19 protein-coding genes are annotated in these 21,269 nt (G+C 55.5%); 6 read left to right on the top strand and 13 right to left on the bottom strand.

Annotation, left to right across the window (positions count from 1 at the left end; genetic code table 11):
- Positions 1–52: 52 nt before the first annotated feature.
- The 3 genes from L1F30_RS12085 to L1F30_RS12075 all read right to left on the bottom strand — a co-directional run bounded on the left by L1F30_RS12085 (position 53) and on the right by L1F30_RS12075 (position 3,615).
- Positions 53–511 carry a hypothetical protein gene (locus L1F30_RS12085; protein ID WP_253356396.1) on the bottom strand — a complete coding sequence of 153 codons (459 nt, stop codon included), beginning with the start codon at positions 509–511 and terminating at the stop codon, positions 53–55.
- 459 nt (positions 512–970) lie between these two features.
- Entirely contained in the window at positions 971–3,028 is a 2,058-nt protein-coding gene (locus L1F30_RS12080; RefSeq protein ID WP_253356395.1) for a S9 family peptidase, read from the bottom strand.
- Positions 3,029–3,078: 50 nt separating this feature from the next.
- On the bottom strand, positions 3,079–3,615 hold the full coding sequence (locus L1F30_RS12075) for a GNAT family N-acetyltransferase (protein ID WP_253356393.1): 537 nt from the start codon (positions 3,613–3,615) through the stop codon (positions 3,079–3,081).
- Between the two features lie 159 nt (positions 3,616–3,774).
- On the opposite strand from L1F30_RS12075, the gene L1F30_RS12070 reads away from it, so the two are divergent.
- The 3 genes from L1F30_RS12070 (at position 3,775) to L1F30_RS12060 (ending at position 7,085) form a co-directional block, all read left to right on the top strand.
- On the top strand, positions 3,775–4,539 hold the full coding sequence (locus L1F30_RS12070; RefSeq protein WP_253356392.1) for an enoyl-CoA hydratase: 765 nt from the start codon (positions 3,775–3,777) through the stop codon (positions 4,537–4,539).
- A 24-nt stretch (positions 4,540–4,563) separates the two neighbouring features.
- Positions 4,564–5,379, top strand: coding sequence for an SDR family oxidoreductase (locus L1F30_RS12065; protein ID WP_253356390.1), 816 nt, complete (start codon positions 4,564–4,566; stop codon positions 5,377–5,379).
- A 224-nt stretch (positions 5,380–5,603) separates the two neighbouring features.
- Positions 5,604–7,085 (top strand): amidase, encoded by a 1,482-nt coding sequence (locus L1F30_RS12060; RefSeq protein WP_253356388.1) that lies wholly within the window; start codon positions 5,604–5,606, stop codon positions 7,083–7,085.
- A gap of 102 nt (positions 7,086–7,187) precedes the next feature.
- On the opposite strand, the gene L1F30_RS12055 is transcribed toward L1F30_RS12060, so the two are convergent.
- A complete protein-coding gene (locus tag L1F30_RS12055) occupies positions 7,188–7,409 on the bottom strand; it encodes a hypothetical protein (protein ID WP_253356386.1) in 222 nt (73 codons plus the stop codon).
- 154 nt (positions 7,410–7,563) lie between these two features.
- Between L1F30_RS12055 and L1F30_RS12050 the strand changes: the two genes are divergently transcribed.
- A complete protein-coding gene (locus L1F30_RS12050) occupies positions 7,564–9,384 on the top strand; it encodes a glycosyl hydrolase family 18 protein (protein ID WP_253361825.1) in 1,821 nt (606 codons plus the stop codon).
- Positions 9,385–9,448: 64 nt separating this feature from the next.
- Positions 9,449–10,759 carry an isoprenylcysteine carboxylmethyltransferase family protein gene (locus tag L1F30_RS12045; RefSeq protein WP_253356384.1) on the top strand — a complete coding sequence of 437 codons (1,311 nt, stop codon included), beginning with the start codon at positions 9,449–9,451 and terminating at the stop codon, positions 10,757–10,759.
- A 240-nt stretch (positions 10,760–10,999) separates the two neighbouring features.
- Here the strand turns inward: L1F30_RS12045 and L1F30_RS12040 are convergent, their stop codons facing one another.
- The 9 genes from L1F30_RS12040 to L1F30_RS12000 form a co-directional block, all read right to left on the bottom strand.
- The gene (locus L1F30_RS12040; protein WP_253356383.1) at positions 11,000–11,665 is read right to left on the bottom strand and encodes a methyltransferase; all 666 of its coding nucleotides are present in this window, start codon (positions 11,663–11,665) and stop codon (positions 11,000–11,002) included.
- Between the two features lie 111 nt (positions 11,666–11,776).
- Entirely contained in the window at positions 11,777–12,166 is a 390-nt protein-coding gene (locus tag L1F30_RS12035) for an MAPEG family protein (protein WP_253356382.1), read from the bottom strand.
- A gap of 409 nt (positions 12,167–12,575) precedes the next feature.
- The gene (locus L1F30_RS12030; RefSeq protein WP_253356381.1) at positions 12,576–12,899 is read right to left on the bottom strand and encodes a hypothetical protein; all 324 of its coding nucleotides are present in this window, start codon (positions 12,897–12,899) and stop codon (positions 12,576–12,578) included.
- Positions 12,889–13,782 (bottom strand): DMT family transporter, encoded by an 894-nt coding sequence (locus L1F30_RS12025; protein ID WP_253356380.1) that lies wholly within the window; start codon positions 13,780–13,782, stop codon positions 12,889–12,891. The genes L1F30_RS12030 and L1F30_RS12025 overlap by 11 nt, the downstream gene beginning before the upstream one ends.
- On the bottom strand, positions 13,766–14,761 hold the full coding sequence (moaA, locus tag L1F30_RS12020) for a GTP 3',8-cyclase MoaA (protein WP_253356379.1): 996 nt from the start codon (positions 14,759–14,761) through the stop codon (positions 13,766–13,768). The genes L1F30_RS12025 and moaA overlap by 17 nt, the downstream gene beginning before the upstream one ends.
- A 78-nt stretch (positions 14,762–14,839) precedes the next feature.
- The gene (locus L1F30_RS12015) at positions 14,840–15,217 is read right to left on the bottom strand and encodes a hypothetical protein (RefSeq protein WP_253356378.1); all 378 of its coding nucleotides are present in this window, start codon (positions 15,215–15,217) and stop codon (positions 14,840–14,842) included.
- 58 nt (positions 15,218–15,275) lie between these two features.
- Positions 15,276–17,279: a DmsC/YnfH family molybdoenzyme membrane anchor subunit gene (locus L1F30_RS12010; RefSeq protein ID WP_253356377.1), complete on the bottom strand. Its 2,004-nt coding sequence runs from the start codon at positions 17,277–17,279 to the stop codon at positions 15,276–15,278.
- 22 nt (positions 17,280–17,301) lie between these two features.
- Positions 17,302–17,550 carry a hypothetical protein gene (locus L1F30_RS12005; protein WP_253356376.1) on the bottom strand — a complete coding sequence of 83 codons (249 nt, stop codon included), beginning with the start codon at positions 17,548–17,550 and terminating at the stop codon, positions 17,302–17,304.
- On the bottom strand, positions 17,550–19,799 hold the full coding sequence (locus L1F30_RS12000; RefSeq protein ID WP_253356375.1) for a molybdopterin oxidoreductase family protein: 2,250 nt from the start codon (positions 19,797–19,799) through the stop codon (positions 17,550–17,552). Before L1F30_RS12000 ends, L1F30_RS12005 begins: the two co-directional genes overlap by 1 nt.
- A gap of 532 nt (positions 19,800–20,331) precedes the next feature.
- Here L1F30_RS12000 and cobA point away from each other — a divergent pair.
- Positions 20,332–21,255: a uroporphyrinogen-III C-methyltransferase gene (gene cobA / locus L1F30_RS11995; protein ID WP_253356374.1), complete on the top strand. Its 924-nt coding sequence runs from the start codon at positions 20,332–20,334 to the stop codon at positions 21,253–21,255.
- Positions 21,256–21,269 lie beyond the last annotated feature (14 nt).

Genomic DNA, 21,269 nt, shown 5'->3' with positions numbered 1-21,269 from the left:
AAAACAGCGCGCAGAAAATCGCCTGCGCGCGCAAGGGAAAGGGGGGTAAGAATTAGTGAAAGTACACGCGCCGTTCGCGGGTTTTACGGCGATCGGGCACTATGGCCCAGCCGCGGTGTAATAGCCTGCGATCAACGGTGAGCCGGCGGTTATCTTCACGGCGATCTTTAAAGCCCTCGGGATTGGCCGCTTGCATCCAGCAGTCGCCGCCCAAGGCTAAGATGTAATCTACCAACTTCTGTGCGGTGGCTGGGTCGGTATCGTGTTTAACCACTACCGGGTAACCGCTGGCGAGTTGTTGCAGGGTGCGTTCACTGAACAGGAATTTTTCCTGCAGTTTTTTCAGCAGTTCCAGAGATTTAGCCGGGTCTATGTATTTATCGATGAAGATGACATCCAGGCCTCTAGTGCCTGTGTTGGCAGCGGCGTTTGCGGTAGCGCCTGCGCGTTGGCCGTGCGCCGAGGAGCCATGCACTGCGTGATCAATTGCGCGCTTTGATGTGTGAGCCATGGGTAAATCTCCTTTTTCCTGATGTGGGCAGCGCCCTTCCATTTAGCGTTGCTTGGTACGCTATTGCTGCTTGGTAAGCGTGCACGGGGCCTGCTGCCTGGCCTGCAACCTGGCTCAGCGATCTATGCTGCGCTGTGTTGTTGGCGGTTTCATCTTCCCGATTGTGCGCTGTTATTTGTTAATGAAATCTGCTCTGGTTCACGTTGCAGTAAATAGGCCAAAAACCTGAGCGTTTAGTAGGGCTGCCATGCGAAATCTGTATATCCAGAAACCTTACTACATGAAAACGTCATATAAAAAACAGCGCAGCCAGTGAAAGTATGGTTAAAAAAGCGCGAATGGCAATAACCCATTGGCAAGATATACACAAAGCTGTCACTTAAACCAACAATGACGAAAAACTTTACACAGGCAGGCCCTGCCTGTGTAAAGAAATTGGAGGGGTTTTATAAAGCGGAGTTAATGCGTGGCTGTTTCAGTGTCGATTTTCTTGCCACCGTGTTTTTCAAACCACCACAAAATATACGCCACTTTGTTCATCAGGTTAGACGGGCGTGCCGCAATGCTGTGGCCCGCTTCGGGAATGCGCACCATGGCGGTTTCAACGCCTGCCAGTTTCAGCGCTTGATAGTACTGCTCGGTTTCAGACATAGGCGTGCGGTAGTCGGCTTCACCGGTAAGCAGCATGGTGGGCGTTTTTACATTGCCCACGTAGCTGATGGGCGAGCGCGCCATGTAGTGCTCTACATCTTCCCAAGGCTTTTTGGCAAACCAGTAGCGGGTGAAGTAGGGGTAGAAGTCTGCCGTTAAACTGAAACTGAACCAATTGATGACAGGTTTGGCAACCACTGCCGCGCGAAAGCGCTGGGTGTGGCCAACAATCCACGCGGTGAGTACACCACCGCCGCTACCGCCGGTAACAAATAACTTTTCTTCATCAATAAAACCCTTGGCAATGGTGGCGTCTACTGCATCCATTAAGTCGTCGTAATCGTGCGAGGGGTAGTTGTGGTGAATTTCATTGACGAAATCCGGGCCGTAGGAATCGCTGCCGCGCGGATTGGCATACACCACCACGTAGCCGGCTGCGGCAAATAGCTGCATTTCAGATGAAAAGCGCGGGCCATAATTGGCCACAGGGCCGCCGTGAATTTCAAGTAACAGTGGGTACTTTTCATTTGGATTGAAATTTGGCGGGTACACAATCCAGGCTTCCAGGGGCAGCTGGTCCACACTGGATTGGTATTGAAGTAGTTCAACCTTGCCCATGTGTGTACGCGCATTGAAATCGCTGTTAAGTGAAGTAATTACCTCGGTATTGGCTTTGCGGTAATGGGTAATGCCCACTTCGGCGGGCCGGTGCGGTTGGCTGTGGCTAAAGGCAACCAGATCGCCTGCCAGCGTGAAGTTGCCACTGGGGTAGGGGCGGCCAAGGGTGGTACCACCCACATCGCGGCTTATAATGGCGCGCTTGCCGCTGAGGGGCTGCCAGGCCAGGTGGGTTTTGCCGTGATCGTCGTAGCTGATCACAAGCCCTTTGCCATCTTCGTGCCACTGGGCATCGTTGATGTCGCGATCCAGATCTCCGGTGAGGGTGCGCACTTTGTTGCTTTTGAGATCAAGCAGGTGCAAGCGCGACACTTCATACAAGCGCAGCTTGTCTTCAAAACCTATAAATGCCAGGGTTTTACCATCGGGCGAGAGCCGTGGTTGTGCCTCCGGGCCGTTGCCATCGAGAATTTTTTTCGTTTCAAGGTTGCTTAGGTTAAGGGCGTAGAGGGCGCTGTTAATTACCGCCTGTTCCGGGTCGGCCGTTGCAGAAAAATACAGCTGCTGATGATTTGGCGAAATGGCCAAGGGGCCGTTGTGATCCATCTCGGCGCGGGTTAATTGCTCGGCGCTGCCACCGCTTGCGCTGATGCGAAAAATTTGGGTAAAGCCGCGCTCGGTAAAACCTGCGCCGTCTGCACGGTAGTAGGTTTCATCAATAAACACCGGCGGCTTGGCCCAGCTTGCCTGTTCGGGCTTGCCGGGCAAACTCACCGGTGGCTTGCTGGGGCTTTTCACAAATTGGGTGAAGTAGAGTTGCCGGCCGTCGTGGCTCCAGGTGAGCTGGCCCGGGCTTGCAGGCAATTGTGATATCACAGCTGTGCGCCCGCTATCTAACCAAAGCATGTGAATCTGGGCGCTGCCTGTGCGGTTTGAAATAAATGCCAGGCGTTTGCCATCGGGTGCTAAGCGCGGTGCGTAATCGTTGTAGAGCCCGCTGGTGAGCGCTTGCATCTCGCCTGTGCGTGCATCGGTAAGCCACAGGTTGCTGCGTTGCTTATCATTTTGGTTGTCAAAATAATTGCGCACGAAAATGATCTGCTTGCCCTTGTTGGCAGGCTGCGGGTCTGTTGCATACTCCAGTTGAAACACATCATCAAGTTGCATGGGCTTGGCGTGCACAAGCGTTGCAAAACAGGCCAATGCCAGGCAAAGGTGTGCAACCAGGATCTTCGTGAAGGTTTTCATACGGCGTCCTTTGGGTGAATTTTTAGGGTTGTATGGTCATTTAAAAGTGGTCATCGGTTGTGCCCGAAGGGCTGGGTGTGTGCCGCTTCCAGAGCGCTATTCCATTGCATGATAAGCAGGTTATCAAAGGGTGTTTCGGGCAAGGGCGCGGGTGCTTCGCTAAAGCCTAAATCCTGCAGTAGCCTGCAAGAGGCGCGATTGGCCGGATTGACCATGGCCCACAGGCGCGTAAAGGCGCACGCTTGGGCCAGCAGGGTGCGCGCAGCTTCGCGGGCAATGCCTTGGCCCCGGGCCTCGGGCAGCAGGCCATAGCCTAAATCCGGGGCATCCAGATACGGGCGTTTTAATAGCCCGCAAATGCCTGCCCATTGGCCGGTGTTTTTTAATACCACGGCATAGTTCACAACGCCTGCGGGGGCAGACTGCGCAGTGCTGATGATGTATTGCGCGCATTCGGCCTCTGTTTTAAGGCCTTTATCGCCTACATAGCGCAGGAAGTCGGCGTCGTTAAACACCGCCTGCAATAGCGGCGCATGCACGGGTGTGAGCGGTTCCAGCCGCAGGCGCTCGGTTTCAAGCATGGGCATTTGGGCCTCTTCTCGGGTTGGCCTATGTAAGACGGTGCAAAGCGAGGGTTCATCAGTCGTTTCTACCACTGAAATTGGTCGGTAATGCCACTGAAACTGACCGCGCGGCTGCTACACTCAAGCGATTGTTAAATTTAAGAAAGTCTTAAAGGGGCTAGCATGTCAGAGCATCTTGTTATCGAGCGCGACCAGCGTATTTTGCACCTTCAGTTCAATCGGCCCGAGCGCAAAAACGCCATTACCCGAGCCATGTATGCCGCACTTGCCGAGAGCCTGAATCAGGCCGCTGGCGACCCGGAGATTCGTGTAGCGTTAATTAGCGGCACCGAGGGCTGCTTTACCTCGGGCAACGATCTGCAGGATTTTCTGGCCGGCGGCGAGCTGGATGCAGACAACCCCGTAGTGCAATTTTTGCAGGCGTTAATGACTTTTCCCAAGCCTGTTGTGGCAGCGGTTTCCGGCGCGGCAGTGGGCATTGGCACCACTTTGTTGTTGCAGTGTGATCTGGCCTATGCCGATGAAAGTGCCAAGTTCCAAATGCCCTTTGTGAATTTGGGCCTGGTGCCAGAGTTTGCCTCAAGCCTGTTGGTACCACGCCTGGTGGGCCAGGTGCGCGCAGCCGAACTCTTGTTATTGGGCGAGCGATTTGGCGCCGAGCAAGCCCGCGAGATGGGTTTCATCAACGCTGTAGAGGCAAACCCCTTGGCCCGTGCCCGTGCCCAAGCGCTGCGTTTGGCCGAACAGCCACCGGCGGCTATTCGCGCCACCAAGGCGCTGCTGCGCGCACCGGCTATGGGTGAGTCGCAGGCGGTGATGCAAAGTGAATTCAAAGGCTTTGCCGAGGGGCTGGCGGGGGGTGAATTTAAAGAGGCAGCCACGGCATTTTTTGAAAAACGTAAACCGGATTTTTCTTCATTTTCTTAAGGCACCCACAACGAGGACTGTGACATGAGCATTACTCTCGATTTCACCGGCAAAAATGTATTGGTAGTGGGGGGCACCAGCGGTATTAATCGTGGTGTTGCTGAATTGTTCGCAAAGCACGGTGCGCGCGTGGCCGTTGCCAGCCGTTCGCAAGATAAAGTAGACGACACGGTAGCCGCGCTGAAAGCACTCGGTAGCGATGCGTTAGGTTTTGCCGCCGATGTGCGCGACCCCCAGGCCATTAAAGCCGGTGTTGAAAAAGTACACGCACAAATGGGCGATCTGGATGTGGTGGTGTCTGGCGCTGCGGGCAATTTTCCGGCCACGGCCATGGGCATGTCTACCAATGCGTTTAAGGCAGTGATTGATATCGACCTGCTGGGCACCTTTCACGTTATGCAGGCGGTATTTCCCTGCTTGCGCAAGCCCGGTGCTGCGGTAATTAACATTTCAGCCCCGCAGGCGTTTATTCCCATGGAGGCCCAAAGCCACGTGTGTGCAGCCAAGGCCGGTGTGGATATGATCACCCGCACTTTGTCGCTGGAATGGGGCCCCAAAGGTGTGCGGGTAAACTCTATTGTGCCCGGCCCCATTGATAACACCGAGGGCATGGCGCGGCTTGCGCCCACAGAAGAAATGCGTGCAGCCTGTGTGGAATCTGTGCCCATTAAACGCATGGGCAACCCTGAGGACATTGGCAATGCCTGCCTGTTTTTGGCAAGTGAACTCGGCAGCTATGTAAGCGGTGTGGTGATGCCCGTAGACGGCGGCTGGGCCCAAAATGGCGCGGGCAGCATGAGTGCCTCGCTCGCCGCTTTTGCCCGCATGAGTGAAAAGTAATTGCCCTCTGCGGCATCTGCATTGTGTAGATGCCGCGTTTCTCCTGCCCGAATATTTGCAGCGCCTGCGATTTTTATTTAAAAACCTGGCCTTCAGCCACGCCCTTAAAAGATTCAAAAAATACAGAGCTATTTGTTTTTCACGTTAAATAGTGCATGGCAATTGCGCGCAAAGCGGGCACAATAAGAGCCGCCATAAAAAACATAACAACGGGTTTGTATGCTATGAAGTTTTCAGAATATTGCCAATACGATGGCCTGGGTTTGGCCGCGCTCGTGCGCCAGGGCGAGGTGACACCGGTTGAGCTGTTGCAGACGGCAGTTGCGCGGCTGGAAGTGCTTAACCCGCAATTAAATGCCTGTGTGCACACCTTTGTGAAAAGTGCCGAAGCACGCGCGCGCAAGCCCTTGCCTGATGGCCCGTTTACCGGCGTTCCGTTTATTCTGAAAGACCTGCTAGACGATTTGGCCGGTGAGCCCACAAGCCTTGGTACCGGGCAGGTGCGCTGGTACCCAGAGCAAAATGCTGAAATTGTAAATCGTTATTTGCAGGCGGGCCTGGTGCCCTTTGCCAAATCAAATTTGCCCGAGTTCGGGTTGATGATAACCACCGAGCCCAAAGCCTTTGGCCCGGCCCACAACCCCTGGAAGGCAGGCTACAGTACGGGCGGCTCTAGCGGTGGCTCGGCGGCAGCTGTTGCGGCGCGCATTGTGCCCATGGCCTCTGCCAATGATGGTGGTGGCTCCATTCGTTTTCCGGCGGCTTGCTGTGGTGTGTTCGGCCTTAAGCCCTCGCGCGGGCGCAACCCTACCGGGCCATTGGAGGCCGAGGGTTGGGATGGCGCCATAGCCGGGCACCCCATCACGCTGTCAGTACGCGACAGCGCCGCCATGCTCGATTGCCTCTCGGGCCCGGAGCTGGGCACGGGTTTTAAAATCCCGAAGCCTACCGAGACGTTTTTATCGCAGTTGGAGAAACCCCTGAAACCCCTGCGCATTGGCGTGTCGGCCAGGCCCATGATCGCCGCAGAGGTGTCGCCTGAGGCAAAGGCCGCACTGGCCAACACAGTGGCATTGCTGAAGGATTTGGGCCACGTGGTGGTAGAGGCGCACCCTGAAATAGATGCCGGGCAAATGTGGGCGGATTTCATGGTGGTGATCAGCGGCCACACCGCGGCCAAGGTGAACCAGATCAAGACTATTTGGGGCAGCAAAGCCGCCGCCAGCCTTGAGCCCGGAACCTTGAGTGCCGCCATGCTCGGGCGCTCGTTTTCCAGTGCCGATGTGGCCCAGGCCAAAGAGGGCTGGCACAAGGTGCGCGCGGCCATGGGGCGCTACCTTGAGGAGTACGACATGCTCCTGACCCCCACCTTGATAGACGAGCCGGCCAGGCATGGGGTGATTCCGCCCACGGCCTTCGAGGCCTTGCAAATGCGCCTGGGGCATCGCTTGCCCCTTGGCAAATTACTGATGAAATCCGGCCTGCTATTTTCGCTTTCCGAGCGGGTTTTAAGCCGCATGGCCTTCACGCTCATGGGCAATGTGACGGGGCTGCCGGCCATGTCTGTGCCCCTGCACTGGACGGCCAACGGCCTGCCCTTGGGTAGCCAGTTTGTGGGCCGCATGCTCGACGAAGGGCGTCTGCTGCAATTGGCACGGCAGTTGGAAAACGCGCAACCCTGGTTTGATCGGCGCCCGCTGCTTTAGGCGGGCGTGCCCTGCGGCCGTTAAATAGTTCACAAAAACCGCGTGATTTTTAATTGCCTTGCGGTTTGAAAGCAGGCTGCAAGTTCTGCATGTTTAATGCTTTTACCTGCCTTTTTTCGTAATAAATCCGGATTTTAAACGAAGTTTTGTACTGGTTGGTTTGTTTTTAATCAATGTTGACAACGTTGTATTTGCGGGTCTAAGGTAGACAACGTTGTCAATCAGTTTACCGCTGCGGGTGGTGATTGGCGGCAAATAATAATAACTGAGAACCACACCGGCAGTGTGACGATAGCGGGGCACAAGACCCTGATCGATTTTCACTGCGCTTTCTGTGTTGGCCTTAGAGAACATGAAGTACTGCGGGCGATAGCCGCAGGCATCGCGTTTTGAGGTACAGCGGTTCCTGATGTGAGGTTTAAGCGAGCCTCCCGGCTGTCATCAAAAAATAACAGTCTCAATGGATTCAGCCATGAAAATGAAATTATCCGCGCTCTTGCTGCTGGGGGCCTTTGCGTCCCAAAGCCAAGCGTACGATTGCTCCACGCTCAACGCCTACGTAGACGGTGCCAGTTATGGCAACGGCGACCTGGTACAAAATGCAAGCCAAGCCTACAGCTGCAAAGTGGGCGGTTGGTGCTCCACCGGCGGGCCCTACGCGCCCGGCCAGGGCTGGGCCTGGACTGAAGCCTGGGACGGTCTGGGTGCCTGCGACGATGGCACTTCCAGCTCCAGCAGTTCAAGCTCTTCTGGCGGCTCTACCTCCTCCGGCAGCTCTACCTCTTCTGGCGGTTCTACCTCGTCCGGTGGTTCTACCTCGTCTGGTGGCTCTACCAGTTCTTCCGGTTCATCGGGCGGTTCATCCTCCGGTGGCAGCTGCGATACCAGCCTGCCCATCTGGAATGCCACCGCGGTGTATAACGGCGGCGATCAGGTGCAATACCTGGGCAATGGCTACAGCGCCAAATGGTGGACCCAAGGCGATAACCCCGCCGAAGGCGGTGAGTATGGCCCTTGGCAAAACAACGGCGATTGCAGCGGTTCTTCCAGCAGCTCTGGCGGCAGCACGTCTTCGGGTTCTTCCAGTGGCACCAGCTCATCAAGCGGCACTACGTCGTCCTCCAGCGGCACCAGCTCATCTTCCAGTGGCTCAACCTCATCCAGCAGCTCAAGCTCTGGCGGCAGTTCCTCTGGTGGCGGCAAAGTGATTGGCTACTTTGCGCAGTGGGGTGTGTACGGGCGCAACTACCACGTGAAAAATATTCACACCAGCGGTTCGGCTGAAAAGCTTTCGCACATTTTGTACGCCTTCGGTAACGTGAAGAACGGCCAGTGTGTAATTGGCGATTCCTACGCCGATTACGACCGCTTCTACAGCGCCGCTGAAAGCGTGGATGGCGTGGCAGACACCTGGGATACCGGCGCGCTGCGCGGCTCTTTCGGTCAGCTCAAGCGTCTGAAAGAAATGTACCCGCACATCAAGGTGATCTGGTCGTTCGGCGGTTGGACTTGGTCTGGCGGTTTTGGTGAGGCGGCAGCCAATGCCGATGCCTTCGCCAACTCCTGTTACGACCTGGTGTTCGACCCCCGCTGGGCCGGTGTGTTTGACGGCATCGACATCGACTGGGAATACCCCAACGAGTGTGGTTTAACCTGCGATAACAGCGGTTTTGATGGCTACACCGATTTGATGCGCGCACTGCGCACCCGTTTCGGGCCAGACAAACTGGTAACTTCGGCCATTGGTGCCGGTGAGGCCAAACTCAATGCAGCCAACTACGGAGGCGCAGCCCAGTATGTGGATTTCTACATGCTGATGACCTACGACTTCTTCGGCGCCTGGGATAAAACCGGCCCAACCGCACCGCACTCTGCACTCTACGACTACCCAGGCATGCCAATTCAGGGCTTCAGCTCAGATAACGGCATTCAAGTGTTAAAGAGCAAGGGCGTTCCCAGCGATAAAATTTTGCTGGGCATTGGCTTCTACGGCCGTGGCTGGACGGGTGTAACCCAGTCGGCACCGGGTGGCTCGGCGACGGGTGCCGCACCGGGTACCTATGAGGCCGGTATTGAAGATTACAAAGTATTGAAAAATACTTGCCCTGCTAACGGCACCATTGCGGGCACCGCCTACGCCCACTGTGGCGACAAGTGGTGGAGCTACGATACCCCAAGCACCATTGCCGGCAAGATGCAGTACATCCGCAGCCAAGGTTTGGGTGGTGCATTCTTCTGGGAGCTCAGTGGCGACACAACCAACGGCGAGCTGATCGAAGCCATTAAATCCAACGAGTAACACAGGCTCAGTAACAGTCGCGCCCGCGGGCGCGACTTTCTTGTGATTATTGGTGGAGGTTTATATGGCAAATACCGTTGAAAGCGTTCACAAAAGCCCGCCGCCTGCGCCTACGCATATGCTCATTAATCTTTCTGGCTTGGCCTCGGCGTTAGTGGTGGTGGCGTGGCTTGTGTCTGAGCCTTGGGGCGATGAATTGCGTACCTTGGGTGTGGTGTTGGTAGGGCTTGCCTTTGCGTTGCCAATCGCTGTGGCCGAAGTGCTGTTTTTGAAAACCCACCGCAATGAAAGCACCGGTTTGCAATGGCAAAAAAGCCAACCCCATTGGGGGCGTTGCATTGTAAAACTTGTGGGTTTTTATGGCGTTGTTGCCGCCGTTGCCTTGGTGTACTGGGTACTGCCTGAGTACCACGGCAGTTTTTACGATGGCTATTTCTCGCTGGTGTGGGCGGCGTTGCCCTATTGGCTAGTGTTGGCAATTGGGTATTTCTACTGGGTTGATAGCAAAATGGTGAACCCGAAAGACGGCTACTGGCAATTGGGCCGTTGGCTGTTGGGGCGTCAAACCTGTACCGATAAAATCGGCCAGCTGTTGTTGGGCTGGGTGGTAAAACTGTTTTTCCTGCCCCTGATGTTTGTGTACATGGGCAATAATTTGCAAGCCATTTACAACACTGATTGGAGCGATATTTTTTCAAGCTTTCAGCGTTTTTTTGATGTTGCGTTTAATTTTTTATATTTCATCGATTTACTGATAGTGGCAGTGGGCTATGTGTGCACGCTGCGCATTCTGGATACCCACATCCGCTCAACCGAGCCCAGTTTTCTGGGTTGGGCCGTGGCGTTGATGTGCTACCAGCCTTTTTGGAGTTTGTTTTCCGGCACTTACATCTACTACGACCAAGGGCCCAGCTGGGGCTATTGGTTTTGGGGTATGGATCTCGCCTACCTCTTGTGGGGGCTTGGCATTCTGGCGCTACTTTGCGTGTATGTGTGGGCAAGCCTTGCCTTTGGCTTGCGCTTTTCGAATTTAACGCACCGGGGCATTCTCACCAACGGCCCGTTTCGCTTTACCAAGCACCCGGCTTATGTGAGTAAAAATTTATCCTGGTGGATGATCTCGATGCCGTTCATGGTGTCTGCAAGCCTTGAGCAAACCCTGCGCCAATGCGCCATGCTTTTACTGCTGAACGGCATTTACTTTTTACGTGCGCGTACTGAAGAGCGCCACCTGGCAAAAGATCCGGTTTACGTGGCCTACGCGCGCTTTATTGAGCAGCACGGCCTATTTGCGCGCCTGGGCCGCTGGTTGCCGTGGTTGCGGTTTCACCCAGGCCAGCTGCTGGGCGCGGTGGCTGTTGGCAAAAGTGCATGAGTAATTGCGGGCTTTAATTGCGGCGTTGCGCTGATGCTTTTTCTAAGCCGTAAGCCTGGCTGCCTGTGCAATAAGCCGGTGCGCCATTGATGTGTTGTATTTAGCTGTTTTGCTTAAAGCGGAGAGAATTGTCCCTGCGAATCAAAGTTTTTTAAGTTTTCATTACGTTTTGGTGGGTGTAAAAAATTCAGCGCTCTCTAAGGCTTGGCCCCACCTGGTGGGGCTTTTTTTTGCCTTCAATCAGCTGGGCTTGCCGCTGCGGTGGTATTGCAGCACACGACCTTTAAAAGGCGCGCTTAAATAGGTTTGGGTGTCTGGCGCGTATTGGCTGTGGCTAAAGCCCAGTGCCACCATGCGCTTGCTGAATTTGGCGTGATTGCCGCGGCCCGGATCAATAATCACCACATCGCACTCGGGTTTGGCGTGCTGATTTATAAAACCTGCGAGCAACGGCACATGCTCGGCTTCATAGAGCAAATCGCTGCCAATAATCAAATCGAAAAATCCCAAATTACTGACCGGGTCGCCCCAGCCTGTGCGCGTAAAGGGGATGGGTTTGCCGGCATTGATGCGGGTATTTTCAAGCAAGAACTCTTCCGCTGCCGGATGGTAATCGGTGGCGGTGATGTCTGCGTGGCGGGCGTTAAGTACGTGGCTTGAAAGTGCCATGCCGCAGCCCACTTCAAGAATGCGTTTGTTGGTAATGTCTTGGTTTTGCATCAGCTGGGCGAGCACCTGGCCCGAGGGCCACAGGGTGCCGAACAGGGGCCAGCTGGCAGAGCTGATACCCAGCGCTTCGGCCGCGCCCTGATCATCTGAAAACTGCTGGTTATCAAGCAGCGTGCGCATGTGCACATGCAGCTTGCCAATCGTTAGGGTTTGGTAGCGGTACAGGGGGCTTGCCATGGTACACCGAGGAGTAGGGCGCAATTGCACCGAGAGGCACAGGCGTCAGGTGTACCGGGAAAGGCCAGCATACAGGCAAGCCTGTGCCTTGGCGATGTGTTTATTGTGTCTTTAAGCGCTGAGCAGGCTAATAGAAATGGCGGTAAGGCTCCAGAGTACCATCACCACATTGGCGAGAAACCCCATGGCAAAACCCACCGCGCGTTTTTCTGGCGCCCGCTCGTAAAAGCGCGCAAACAGAATACGGCCCAACAAGAACGCCACGCCCGGTACCCACACCCAGAAGCTGTGCACGTAAATGCTGAAGGCCAGGGTTGCGGGAATAAAAATCATCAGCTGCTCTAAGGTATTTACCTGCACGCGGTAGATGCGCTCGAATATTTCATGGCCTACGGTTTTAGGGGCCGCCACGCCGTACTTGGCTCTGGCCCAACCCACCCGGCCCGAGAAAATCATGTATTGAATCAGGGCCAGTAAAATGATGGCAATGGCAATTTCCATGGTGCGTCCTTGATGGTTGTGAAGTGGGAGCAGCTGCGTGTATGGCCTACTGCACTTAGCGCAGCCACAGCCGCAATAAATTCAGGCAATTGGCCCGCTATTAAGGCCCTTTATCTGAGGGCGTGCAACCCTATTTACAAGGTGCGCGCTGGAAATGTGTGCGCTGTAAAGATGTGGTTTTGAGTATAGGTTTGCCGTGTACGGAAAATGCACCATACCAAGGTCGCATGGTATCGGTTTGGCTGCGTGTATAGCATCGGTGCGGGTGAGGTACCAGTTTCAGTGGTGTCGGGGCGTAAATGCTATAGCATCGCCGCAGCAGTCGCTCTTGCTGTAGGTAACTCTTCGGTTTTGTTGATACAGGTGCTGCCTGTATTCCTCCCTCTCGGGGCAGCCTGCTGCCCTTTTTTTATTGCTGTTTTTCGCACTTGTGTTCGCCCGATTGGCCGGGCTCAATACGCCGGCGTTTGAGATCTACCGCCAACTGTTTGAGCGCGAGGTTTGCAAACACCTTGCTGGCCCAGCCCCAAAATAAAATCAATGGCACAAGGCCTGCAATCACCACCAGCGCGCCGTCGGCAATGGTGAGTAAATCGGCCAGGTAGGGCTGCAGCATGCCCAGCGTTTCGCCACGGGCAAGATCCCACAGCAGCAGTAAATACCAGATGGTAAGCGTAAGGCTTGCGGTGAGAAACAGTTGTCGCAGGCGTTTGGGGGCAAGCTTAAAGGGCACGTTGTTCGGGCTTCCGCAATAACGGGGCCGCCGGTGTTGCCCCTCGCATGTTTATCCAGCAGCCGGCGAGTATACAGCAGCTGCCGGCTAGCAGCGCGCCGGTGAGCGGTTCGTTAAACGCGAGCAGGCCAACGCCGCCCAGAATAGGCAGGCGCAGGTAGTCGAAGGCAATCACCTTGGCGGTGTCGGCCAGAGCCAGTGCTCGGGTTAGGCAATAGTGGGCAGACAAGGCGCACAGGCCAATGGGCAGCAGGTACAGCCAAAGGCCAGCGGCTGGCCACTGCCAATGGTTGAGGCACAGCGCTAGCGTGACGGGCGTTTGTAACAGGTACATCCACACCAAAATGGCCAGTGCCGAGTGGCCGGCGGTGGCAAGGCTGCGCGTACACAGGTGTGCACCGGCATAGCCAAGGGCCGAGGCGAGCAGCCACAGGCTGGCACTGCTGTATTGGTTTAGGCTTTCCATGCTGATGGTCAGCACACCTGCCAGCCCCAGCGCGATGGCAAGCAGCGTGGGCCGGCTCGGCCGCTCGCCGAGGCACGCCCAACCCAAGAGGGCAACCCACAGCGGTGTTGAAAATTCGATGGCCGTGACATCGGCTAAGGGCAGCCAGATTAATCCGAAAAACCAGCCGTATTGGCCCAGCAGGTGCAGGCTGTTGCGGGCCAGGTGCAAGGTGAATAATGCTTTGTGCAGGCGCGGGCGCAATCGCCAGACAATGGGCGCAAGTACCAAGGCGCCAATCAGTGCGCGGAAAAATAACACCTGGGTGGTAGCCAGATTATTGCCTATGGCGCGCGTGGCCAGCGCCACGCAACAAAAGGATGCGGTGGCCGCCAGCACCCACAGCAGCGGGCGTTGGGCGCTAACCGCCGGTGGCATTCATAAAGCGCACAATTTGCGGTTCATCGTGCAGGTTAAAATGGTGTTTTTCGGGCTTTAAATCCATGGCCGCAACAATAGCGGCTTTTAACCGCTCGCGATCATTGGGGTAGGCCCGCACCAGGTGTTTGAGGTCGGCTGCGTGATCGTTACCTAAACAGAGTAACAACTTGCCCTCGGCACTCACGCGTACGCGGTTGCAGCTGGCGCAGAAGTTTTCGGAGTGGGGCGAAATAAATCCTATGCGGCTGGTGCCGGGTTTGCCATCGGCGCCCGTGGCCGCCCAGTAGCGCGAAGGGCCGGCGCTTTCGTCTTCAAGGGGAGTGAGGGCGAAGTGTTGTTGCAGTATGCCGCGCAACTCGGCGCTGGAACAAAATTCCAGTGCGCGGCTGTGTTCGGTAATGGCGCCCAGTGGCATCTCTTCAATGAAGCTGATGTCCAGGCCTTTATCTAATGCAAACTGCGTGAGCGCGGGCACTTCATCGGCATTGCGGTTTTTCAAAATTACCGCATTGAGCTTGATGCGCTCAAAGCCTGCCTCGCGCGCGGCTTCAATGCCCGCCAGCACTTGTGCGAGCTGGCCTGTGCGGGTGAGGGCGGTAAATTTTTCAGGGTTTAAGGTATCCAGGCTGATGTTGATGCGCCGCACACCGGCAGCCTGCAGGGGCAAGGCGTACTGCACAAGCTGCGAGCCGTTGGTGGTGAGGGTGAGTTCATCCAGTGGCAGCTGGCCCAGCTGTTCAAACAGCTGCATTACATCGCGCCGGATCAGGGGTTCGCCGCCGGTGATACGAATTTTCTTTACTCCAAGTTCCACAAAAGCAGTGCCGATTTCCGCAAGCTCCTCAAGGGTTAATACCTGGGCGCGGGGCATGAAGGTCATGTCTTCGCTCATGCAATAGACGCAGCGGAAATCGCACCGGTCGGTTACCGACAGTCGAATGTAGTCTATGGTGCGATTAAAGCGGTCGATCAGCATGGGGTTGTCTGCTCCGTTAGCCTGCAAGCTTACATGATAGGGGATTAGCGCTGCCAGTGAGCAGCAGGTGCGGCGCCTCTAACTGCCCTGGCTACCCACCTGCGGGGCCTGGGTGTTGGGCACCCACTCCCACCACTCGTGCTGGCCTTCGCGGTGCTCTTGCTGGGTGCGGTGAATATCCCAGGTTACCAGGTAGTCGGGGTTTTCCATGTCTACGCCGAATTCAGCGTTGCGATAGTGGCCCGCCGGTGCCTTGTACCAGGCGTTTAGATTGGGGGGCAGAATAAATTCGGCCTCACTGGCCTGGGTGTGTTGCAGCCGCAAGGTGATGCCGAGTTCTGCATCGGTTTTTATTACCTGCCCACAGCATTGTGATTGCTTCAGCAGGCGCCCGTCCAAATCGAAATACGAAAGGCCAATAACACAGGTTTTACCAATCAGCGAATTGAGGTCCATAGGGGTCTTGTTGCCGGTGGCCGCACACAGTGTGCGCGGCCAATTGAAAGTAAGTAACTTAGTGGCTTAAGGGTACCACGCCCACCTGCGGCATGTGCGCCAGGCCAATGTCGCGGGCGTGCTCTTCAAAGCCTTTGTTTTTCCAGAAGAAGGCGCCCGGCATAGTGGTGGGCACTACCAGCACATAAAACAGTGCCCGGCCAACTACCGAGGTAACAACCAGCAGTAAGCCCGCCAGCGCCCAGCCCAGCAGCGCCGTAAGGCCACTGGCATCCCACACCAGCAGGGCGGTCAGTAGTGCGCCTACCAGCACAGTGTTCGCCGCCAACAGGCCGTTGCGTGCCCAAAAGCTTTTGCCAAAGGTGGTGGTTTGAATGTAGTGAGAGGCACCGCCTTCGTGGTGTGCTTGGCCCATGGCCCGGCTGTGGGCAATGTGGCCTATGCCTTCAATCACAAGGCCTGCGCCCATCGCACCGCCGCACACGGCCAAGGCTGTGGCATAACCCAGGCCCGAAAACGCGAGCGTAGGCACCATTACCGCCCCGGCCACCAGCCCGCCGAGTGACAGCATGTTGCCGAAAAATGCAGTGCCCACCTGCCAATGGTTCCAGAAGGGGCGCGCTTCAATGCGGTAGCACTTGTTCATGTAGTAAAGGCCCACAAGGCTTGCAGGCAGGGCAAAATACGCAAAGCCCGTGGCCCAGCGCCCGGCGGTGGCCGGGGCGATAAGTGCGGTGATGTCTGCGCCTATTACCCAGCTGTAAAGGGCCTGGAACACACTGTTGTTGGGCAGGCTGAATAAAATGTGCATGCCAAGCCCGCCCATAAACAACGCAATGCCAAGGCCTTCGCGGCACACAGGCGAGTGGCGCAGGTTGTTAAAACCACGGTAGAAACGGTGCGGTTTGCCAAGGTGCATGGTAGACATAAACAAGCCAAAGCCCACCAGCAAAAAACTCAGAATAGCCAGCGGTGCATAGAGCGCTGATTGTTTAAAATTCACCAATTCCTGCAGCCCGAGTTCTGCGCCCAAAAAGCTTAAGCCAAAGGCTCCAATGGCCGCTTGCGAGCAGAGCGTAAACAAAACCAAAGGGTTTTCTCGCGAAGACAGGCGCCCAAGGTTCCAGTGTTTTTCGCGCCCTTTCTTTTGATCAACAGCCGGGCGGTAGCGGCCGTTCTCATCCTTGTGGTATTTAAGGGGCATGGAATCGGTGCGCTTCATTTCCTCTGGCAGCTCGTTAATCTGCTGGAAGCGCACATTGGGGTGGGTAATTTCAGGCGTTGGGAAACCGGGTATATCGGTAAGCGCCTGTTCGCGATTTTCCGGTACGTTTTCAATAACGCCAAAATCCAGCGCGTTGCCCACACAGGCAGACACACACGCAGGCTTCAAGCCCACCTCCAGGCGATCTACACACATGTTGCACTTGGAAACCTGGCCTTTAATAGGGTCCAGCTGGGGCGCGTTGTAAGGGCATACCCAAGTGCAGTAACCACAGCCAAAGCAGGTTTCAGGGTCTTGTAGTACTGCGCCATACTCTACGTGTTTGGTATAGGCGCGCGTTGGGCAGCCCTTCAGGCACACGGGGTTGTCGCAGTGATTGCAGGCCATGGAGATATTCATGCGCTTGTAATCTGGGTAGCTGCCGCCTTCCACATAGCCCACAGAGCGGAACGCCAGGTGTGCGGGGTTTTCATTTTTCTCGCTGCAGGCGGCTTCACAGGCGTGGCAACCAATGCAGTTGTCGGCCGTGAAGAAAAATCCGTGCTGCTTGTTGCGATTGGGGTTGGTGCCCACGGCCGGGTTTTCATTAATGTACAGCGAGCGGCCTACGGGCAGCTTGTGTTCGGTTAAATCAATGAGGTCAATTTTCTGGCCGTAGCGGTTGGTGTCTTTTATTTCTTTGTCAGATAAAAACGCATAGGGTTGCTCTTCGGTACGAATCTCCCAAATCATGGCGCCGTGGCTGCCCGAGCGCTCTTCGCCTGTAGGCCCGGCACCAGCAGCATCCTGGCCTGGAATTTTCTCGAACTGGTTGTGTAACTCGTTGTTCGTTGTCATTAACCTGTCTCGCGTAATCAATCTAAAACGTTTTAAAACCGCAATGCTTGTTTAGTGCTTTTTGCTCTTTTGCAATCCTCATTGCTACCGCAACATTCCCGTCGGCACAGAGGTAGATGTAGTCCAGACGCATGCGGCCTTCATCGCCCTGGAAGGCGATGCAGAGCTGCAAGGATGTATTCACGCGTGCCGCAAGTGTCTGGGCTGCGTCTGCCGTGCCCCCCGGTAGCCGAAAGCTCCATTTGCCTTCACTGCCCACACTAAAGCGCATCAAAACTTCCGGCGCTCCAAATTCAGTTGCGCGGCTTCCTTCTGATCCACTTTTTCTACCCGCACGGCGTTTTGTTTAAACGCGGGTTGACGTGAGTAGGGGTCCAGCAGGCCGAGCGTCAAGCGGTTTACACAATCGTGAAAGTGGAAAGGAATAAACACCATATTGCGCCCCACACGGTGAGTGGTTTGCACCATAACCACCGCATCGCCTCGGCGGCTCACCAAGCGCACGTAGGTGCCGTGTTCAATGCCAAGTTCTGTTGCGGCATCCGGGTTCATTTCCATATAGGGGGTTGGGCTGAACTTGTTACAGTTGCCGATTTTCCCGGTGCGTGTGCGCGTGTGAAAGTGCTCAACAACCCGGCCCGAGTTCAACCAGAAGGGGTAGTCGTCGTCCGGGCATTCGTTGTTGTTCACAAAGTCTACGCAAATCAGATTGGCGCGCCCGCTTTCGGTTTGGAACACGCCATCTGTGTACAGGCGTTGATTGCCCTTGTAATCCACACGGTTTTTGGTGTCTATGGCAATAACTTTGCCGAGCCGCTCTTCATCGGCCAGCGCGTCGGCTTCGCTATAGGGCCACTGGATACCGCGCGCCGCTTCAATGCGATCCCAGGTCATGCCTGAAATATCCAGTGTGCGGCCAGTACCTTTGGAAAGCTCGCGCATTTCATTGAACGCGGCTTCGGCAGATTCGGGGAACGCAATGGGGTTGCGATCCTGGAATCGCTTGGACATTTCTTTAAATACCCAGAAATCCGGCTTGGAGTTGGCGTAGGCGGGCAAGACATTGCGCGTGAGGTTTACCCGGCGCTCGGTATTGGTGTGGCAGCCTTCTTTCTCTGCCCACACAGCCGCAGGGAAGTACACGTGTGAGTATTTGTTGGTTTCCACATCTTCATACACATCCTGCACCACCAGAAACTCAAGTTTTTCCATGGCTTTGCGAATGCGTGGCTGGTTGGGCATAGAGGTCATGGGGTTGGTGGCAACCAGCCATAGGCCTTTAATCTGGCCGGATTCAATGGCCGGGAAAATGTCGGTTTGGGCAAGCCCGCGCGCGGGCGGGAAAAATGACTCATCAATGCCCCAGAAATCGGCAATGTGCTTTCGGTCTTTCGGCTTTTCCAGGTAGCGATAGCCCGGCAGGCCCGAACACGAAGACCATTCGCGCGTGCCCATGGCATTGCACTGGCCGGTGATTGATAAGCTGGTGCCACCGGGCTTGCCGATGTTGCCGGTAATCAGGTTCAGGTTATTGATGTTGCACACGCCATCAGAGCCGTGGGTAGATTGGTTGATACCCATGGTCCAAATGCTCATGGCACTGCTCGCCTTGGCGTACACGCGGGCCACATGGCGAATGCGATCTTCATCAATGCCGCAAATGTGCTGTGCGTGTTTCGGATCGTATTTTTCCAACACCAGTTGCTTTAAGTCATCAATGCCTTGGGTGTGCTTGGCGATGTAGTCTTCATCGGCCAGGCCCTCTTTAAAGATGACATGCATCATGGCGTTGATGAGCACTGTGTCGGTGCCGGGCGTAATCGGCAGGTGAATATCGGCAAATTGCGCGAGCATGGTGACGCGCGGGTCTACCACAATCATGGGGAAGTGCCGCTTTTCACGGGCTTCTTTCAAGCGCCAGTAAATGATGGGGTGCTGCTCGGGCAAATTGGAGCCGAAGGCCATCAGGCAGCCTGTGTGCTCGAAATCTTCATAGCAGCCGGGCGGGCCGTCTGAACCGAAGGTGCGCTTGTAGCCCGAAACCGCCGAGGCCATGCACAAGGTGGTGTTGCCGTCGTAGTTGTTGGTGCCAATCTGGCCCCGCACAAGTTTACCCAGCGCATAAAACTCTTCGGTGAGCAGCTGGCCGGTAGACACAATGGCAAAGCTGTCGCGCCCGTATTTGTCTTGAATTTCCTTAATCTTGCTGGCGGTTTTATCCAGGGCGCTATCCCAACTGGCGGGCGCAAAGGGCTGGTGTGCCTTCTCGCGCATCAGCGGCTCGGTGCCACGCCCGGGCGAGTGAAACAGATCGTGCTCCAGCAGGCCCTTGATGCACAGCTTGCCGCGGTTCACATCGGCACCGGCATGACCGCGGCTGGTAATCACCCGGCCTTCATCGTTAAGGCCCAGCTCAATGGAGCAGCCGGTTGAGCAATAATTGCAGGTGGTGTACTTCCACTCTTTTACAGGTTTCGCCGGAATGCTGATGGGTTTGCGTTTTTTGCGGCCGAAGATCATAGCGCGTCCTAGGTTTCCAAAGTCTCAAGCGTGTGTGGCTTGGCACACACGAAACAGTGATTCACGCCTGTGTATTTGCAATTAGCGAACCAACTTTAAAAGCCCATAAAAATTTTATTTTTCACCCATCAAAACCCTGTGCCGGCGCCGTGCCACGGTGTTTGGTTGGTTGAATTGTGTGCGTTTACGCCAAATGTGGCTGTTTGCGGTGCAATTTTGCAAAAGCAAAGGCGCCATTGTGGGGCGCAAGGCTCACCCATGGTGCACCATGAAAATTCTGGTGGTGCCAGGTTGGTGCGTTGCGCACCTAGATTGCGCACTTGCGCAAAGCCTCTGCTACCCATGTTGGTGCGCGGGCACTGTTTTGGGTAGTGGCGGCCCTGTTTTTTGCTACTGCTTCTATATAGGCCGGGTAAAAAAATACGGATTGTTAGGCTGATAATTATTTTTCTTTGCAAAATTGTAGTTTGGCATTGTCCTTGCTCTAGCTCTGGTAAATCAGCAGCCAGCCCTGCTCGCTAGAGGAAGCGCTATGCACACATCATCCTGTAACACACTCTCTCACGGCTTGGGTGCCAAGGTGTTTACTGCAAACACAGCGCCAGTAGCGGTAAGCAAGCCTGTGCAAATTGTTGCGGGCATTAAACCGCGCAGGCCTGAGCTGCCCGGTGTGGTTGCGTTAGTGGGGGCAGGCCCCGGTGATGCCGACTTGTTAACAATTAAAGCCTTGCGCGCTATTGAATCGGCCGACGTTATTTTTTACGACCGTCTGGTAAGTGAAGATATTCGCGCGTTGTTTCCGCGCCAAACGCCCGCCATCTATGTGGGTAAAGCAAAAGATCGCCACGCCATTGCCCAGCAGGATTTAAATGCCTTGTTAGTGGATGCCGCACAGCTTGGCTTGCGTGTATGCCGGTTAAAAGGCGGCGACCCCTTTGTGTTTGGTCGCGGTGGTGAAGAAATGCTGGAGCTAAAGGCTGCCGGCATTAGTGTTGAAATTGTGCCCGGTATTACCAGTGGTGCCGGTGCCACCGCCTATGCGGGCATCCCTTTAACGCACCGCGGCATTACCCAGGGCGTGAGTTTTGTTACAGCTCACGGTGAGCAATCGCTCAATGCCAATTGGCGAGCACTGGCAGCCAGTGGCCATACCCTGGTGTTTTACATGGGGTTGGCTAGTGCCCAGATGATTGCCAGCGAACTACTGGGCGCGGGCCTTGCCAGTAACACGCCGGCTGCCATTATTGAGCGCGGATGTACGCGCGCCCAGCGCGTGTTCAGTGCATCACTCGCCCAAATGCCACAGTTGGTGGCGCGCCATGCCATTGAATCACCTGCGCTAATCGTTGTGGGCGATGTGGTAGATCTACGCAGCCAATTGCAGTGGTGGCCGCAAGCGGAGCCCGCTGCAGTAACACCAAATTCTGTTTCCCCCTGGAAAGAACTGTCAGCCTGATTTGAGGAAGTCCA

This window comes from Simiduia sp. 21SJ11W-1, assembly GCF_024138675.1.
Lineage (GTDB): Bacteria > Pseudomonadota > Gammaproteobacteria > Pseudomonadales > Cellvibrionaceae > Simiduia.
Note: the sequence above shows the minus strand (reverse complement) of the source record. Positions and strands in the feature narration are given on the sequence as shown.